Origin of the sequence: Flavobacterium sp. (genome assembly GCF_044368995.1) — a bacterium.
Taxonomy (GTDB): Bacteria; Bacteroidota; Bacteroidia; order Flavobacteriales; family Flavobacteriaceae; genus Flavobacterium.
Genome location: NZ_JBIPMS010000142.1, coordinates 1 through 3,915 on the forward strand (window position 1 = coordinate 1; position 3,915 = coordinate 3,915).

The following is a 3,915-nucleotide window of genomic DNA, read 5'->3' on the forward strand; positions in this document are numbered from 1 at the left end:
GAATTGGCACTTCTACCCAATCGTTCTGCATAGCGACTAAATCCGAAATTTTCATCTACACATTCCACAATGAAATCAGAAATATCTTCCAAATACAGTGTGGCTAAATGTTTCGCTTTGTCTTGCATACCCATGTTTCCAAAAGCCCATTCCAAATCGTCTAATTGATTGAAACGCGACGCTTCTGGTAAAAAATTTCTACTACAAATTTGCCTTGCTAATGTTGTATTATTACCTTGAAGAAAAGCAATTACAGCATCGATTGTATTGATGTAGTCATTCCAAAGCGAAAAAATTCTTTGCGAGTTTTCAGAAAAATGGGCAATTTCACCGTCAGGAATTAAGTCACTTAAACCCTTTTTTGAAAACAATTCTAATATCACTTCGATACCTAAATCCATTTGAAAAGCGGTGATATTTTTGGTGTTTAGAAACCCCTTGATATAAGCCGTTGCAGGATAAGGCGTATTCAATTGGGTAAATGGTGGCGTAATTAAAAGAATGTCTGACAAGGCGAAATGTTTTTACAAAGATAAAAATTAATTGTAGATGACGAAAAATGATTATTTTTGTAAAAAAAATTATGCCAAAAGATTGTATTTCGTATCAAAAATCAGGTTATTTTTCTAAACTAATTGTGGATTATTTAGATGAAAAACCAGAAATACAAGCGCTGTATAATCGTTTTCCACGAATAGAAAATTTTGGTGCTCAAATAGAGGAAAAAGCTAATAATTTCAAAATAGAAAATCGATTAATTTTAGCAGAAGCGTTAAATAATCAAAATAAAAAATTTCCGATATCAGCAGCAACTCAAACTAATATTGAATTACTAAAATCGGAGAAAACTTTTACCATTACAACCGGACATCAATTAAATTTGTTTTCAGGACCTGCCTATTTTATCTACAAAATTGCTTCTATAATTAATTTATGCAAACAATTAAAACAAAAATATTCAAATTATAATTTTGTGCCTATTTATTGGATGGCGACAGAGGATCATGATTTTGAAGAAATAAATCATTTTCATTTGAAAAATCAAAACCTCAAATGGGAAAAAGAAAGTTTCGGACCTGTTGGAAGATTATCTACTGAAGGACTAGAAACTGTTTTTAAGGAATTTTCTGACTTATTAGGTATTGGTGAAACAGACGATTATCTAAAAGAATTATTTAAAAACACCTATTTAGAACACACAAAGTTAGCAGATGCTACTCGTTTTTTAGCCAACGAATTATTTACATCCGAAGGTTTGGTAATTATTGATGGTGATGATAAAAACTTAAAATCGCTTTTTGCACCTTTCGTCAAAGACGAATTGATAAATCAGAAATCATTTGCAGAGGTTTCGAAAACAATTACACAATTAAAAGAATATGAAGTTCAAGTAAATCCAAGAGAAATCAACTTGTTTTATATTGAAGATAATTTACGGGAACGAATTATTTTTGAAAAAAACATGTATAAAGTTAATAATACTGAAATTGAATTTTCAGAAACAGAAATTTTAGAAGAACTCAAAAACTCACCAGAAAAATTTAGTCCAAATGTTATTTTAAGACCGGTTTATCAAGAAGTTATTTTACCAAATTTAGCTTATATTGGTGGCGGCGGTGAAATAGCGTATTGGTTGGAATTGAAAAATAATTTTGAGACTCAAAAAGTTACATTTCCAATTTTAATGGTAAGAAATTCGTTTGTTATTGCATCTGAAAAACAAAAATCTAAGTTAGATAAATTAGGTCTTTCATTTGAAGAATTATTTCTTTCTGAACACGAATTACTTAACCAAAAAACCATAGAATTTTCGAATATTAAAATCGATTTCTCAGAACAAAAAGAAACTTTAAGAAAACAATTTTCTGAGTTATTAAAAATAGCTGAACAAACAGATAAATCCTTTATTGGTGCCGTTAAAGCACAAGAAGCAAAACAAATAAAAGGATTAGAAAACCTAGAAAAACGTTTGTTAAGAGCTGAAAAAAAAGTGCATTTTGAAAAATTAAATCGCATAACCAAAATACAAAATCAACTGTTTCCAAATGGAAAATTACAAGAACGGATATCGAATTTTAGCGCTTTTTATTCCGAGGAATTTGTAAATGAAATTATTTCTCAATCTAATCCTTTAAAAACACAATTCAAGTTAATTACTATATAAAACCCTTTTGATTTATTAAAAACCTTTTTGCGGTTTAGAATAAAATAGTACCTTTGCAAAAAAAATAAGAAAAATGGCTACAAATAGAACATTTACAATGATTAAACCTGATGGCGTTGAAAACGGTCACATCGGTGGAATTTTAAACATGATTACAGATGGCGGTTTCAGAATCGTTTCTATGAAATTAACGCAATTAACTTTGGCGGATGCTCAGAAATTTTATGCGGTACACTCAGAAAGACCTTTCTTTGGTGAATTAGTTGAATTTATGACTCGTGGACCAATTGTTGCTGCAATTTTAGAAAAAGATAATGCAGTAGAAGATTTCAGAGTATTAATTGGGGCTACAAATCCTGCGGATGCTGCTGATGGAACTATCCGTAAAAAATATGCAACTTCAATTGGAGAAAATGCAGTGCACGGTTCAGATTCAGACGAAAATGCATCTATAGAAGGCGCTTTTCATTTTGCTGGTAGAGAGCAGTTCTAGAAATAGTAAATAGTGACTAGTAATTAGTGATTATTAAAAAAAAGGTGATTTGAAATTTCAAATCACCTTTTTTTAAACCTTCATCCCTAAACCCTATACCCTTCACCTTTTTTTTATCTAAAAACAATTTCTTTAATTAAATCTTTGCCTAATTCTTCGTTTAGCATTTTTAAGATTTTAGATTTTCCGTATTCCAATTCTTGCTTTACAACGGAAGAATTTAATTGCACATATAAAGTTTGTCTTTTTAATTCAATTTGTTCCGTATAATTTTTAAATGCGGGTCCCATCATTTTATACCAAGTTTCTTTAACATTTATGACATCTAAACCCGCTTCAAGCTTTGTTGATTTCATAAACTCTTTCATTACATCACCAATAGAAAAATCATCATTAAATCGTTTCATTTTTAATTTCTTTTACTGTAAGGTATAAATTTCTTGTAATAATATGTAATTTTAGTTTCATTTTCCAAAACTAGCGCATCATCAGAAACTGAAATTACTTTTTCTTCCCATTTGGTAAATTTAGATTTTGTTTTCAAAAAATAACAATTGACACTATCAACTATTCTAATTTTATCTTGTAAAGTACCTTTTAAAAAAGAACCATCAAGTTGCGGCGCTACTTTTTTTCGTGTTCCAATTGTATTTTTTAAATTAATATAATCAATAAATTCATTTACTTGATATTCTTTTTTATTTCCGTCAGGAAAAACAACTTTTTCAATTTCCCAATAACCATTGATTTTTATAATTGATTCTTTAGATGGTTTTGAGTTACAAGAAATCAAAGTAAATATGAGTAAAAACAAATAAAAATAATTTTTCATTAGTGGAAGCTTTTAGAGCTGTAAATGTACAAATTATTTTATCCAATAAAAAAATGAAAATCATATTGAGGTTTAAAAATAATGATTATATTTGCTCTCGCATTTACGGGGTGTAGCGTAGCCCGGTTATCGCGCCTGCTTTGGGAGCAGGAGGCCGCAGGTTCGAATCCTGCCACCCCGACAAACGACTTCAATCTAAATTGAAGTCGTTTTTATTTGACTCAACATGTTTTACGTATACATCTTATTTAGCTCATCGAAATCGAAATACTATATCGGACAAACTTCAGATATTGAAAATCGATTAAACCGACATAATTCGGGATTTTCCTTGTCCACAAAATATGGCATTCCTTGGGAACTTGTACAAATTTTTATGTGCGAAACTAGAAGCGAAGCAATCCTGCTGGAAAAGAAGATAAAGAA

Annotated in this window: 5 protein-coding genes, 1 tRNA gene and 1 pseudogene; 4 read left to right on the plus strand and 3 right to left on the minus strand. The window is 30.0% G+C overall.

Annotated elements, in window-relative coordinates:
- Positions 1–512 (minus strand): annotated as a pseudogene (locus ACIQ2I_RS08410) (radical SAM protein); the annotation flags it as partial.
- A 71-nt stretch (positions 513–583) separates the two neighbouring features.
- Between ACIQ2I_RS08410 and bshC the strand changes: the two are divergent.
- Together bshC and ACIQ2I_RS08420 are read left to right on the plus strand one after the other, a co-directional pair.
- The gene (bshC, locus tag ACIQ2I_RS08415) at positions 584–2,164 is read left to right on the plus strand and encodes a bacillithiol biosynthesis cysteine-adding enzyme BshC (protein WP_396181977.1); all 1,581 of its coding nucleotides are present in this window, start codon (positions 584–586) and stop codon (positions 2,162–2,164) included.
- 73 nt (positions 2,165–2,237) lie between these two features.
- Positions 2,238–2,657: a nucleoside-diphosphate kinase gene (locus tag ACIQ2I_RS08420; protein ID WP_396181973.1), complete on the plus strand. Its 420-nt coding sequence runs from the start codon at positions 2,238–2,240 to the stop codon at positions 2,655–2,657.
- Positions 2,658–2,770: 113 nt separating this feature from the next.
- Here the strand turns inward: ACIQ2I_RS08420 and ACIQ2I_RS08425 are convergent, their stop codons facing one another.
- Positions 2,771–3,064, minus strand: a complete 294-nt coding sequence (locus ACIQ2I_RS08425) for a DUF721 domain-containing protein (protein WP_396181974.1) — start codon at positions 3,062–3,064, stop codon at positions 2,771–2,773.
- A gap of 2 nt (positions 3,065–3,066) precedes the next feature.
- The gene (locus ACIQ2I_RS08430; protein ID WP_396181975.1) at positions 3,067–3,489 is read right to left on the minus strand and encodes a hypothetical protein; all 423 of its coding nucleotides are present in this window, start codon (positions 3,487–3,489) and stop codon (positions 3,067–3,069) included.
- Between the two features lie 106 nt (positions 3,490–3,595).
- Here ACIQ2I_RS08430 and ACIQ2I_RS08435 point away from each other — a divergent pair.
- Together ACIQ2I_RS08435 and ACIQ2I_RS08440 are read left to right on the plus strand one after the other, a co-directional pair.
- A tRNA-Pro gene (locus tag ACIQ2I_RS08435) sits at positions 3,596–3,670 on the plus strand.
- Positions 3,671–3,715: 45 nt separating this feature from the next.
- Positions 3,716–3,915 (plus strand): GIY-YIG nuclease family protein (locus ACIQ2I_RS08440; protein WP_396181976.1); only part of this gene is annotated, 200 nt, incomplete at its 3' end.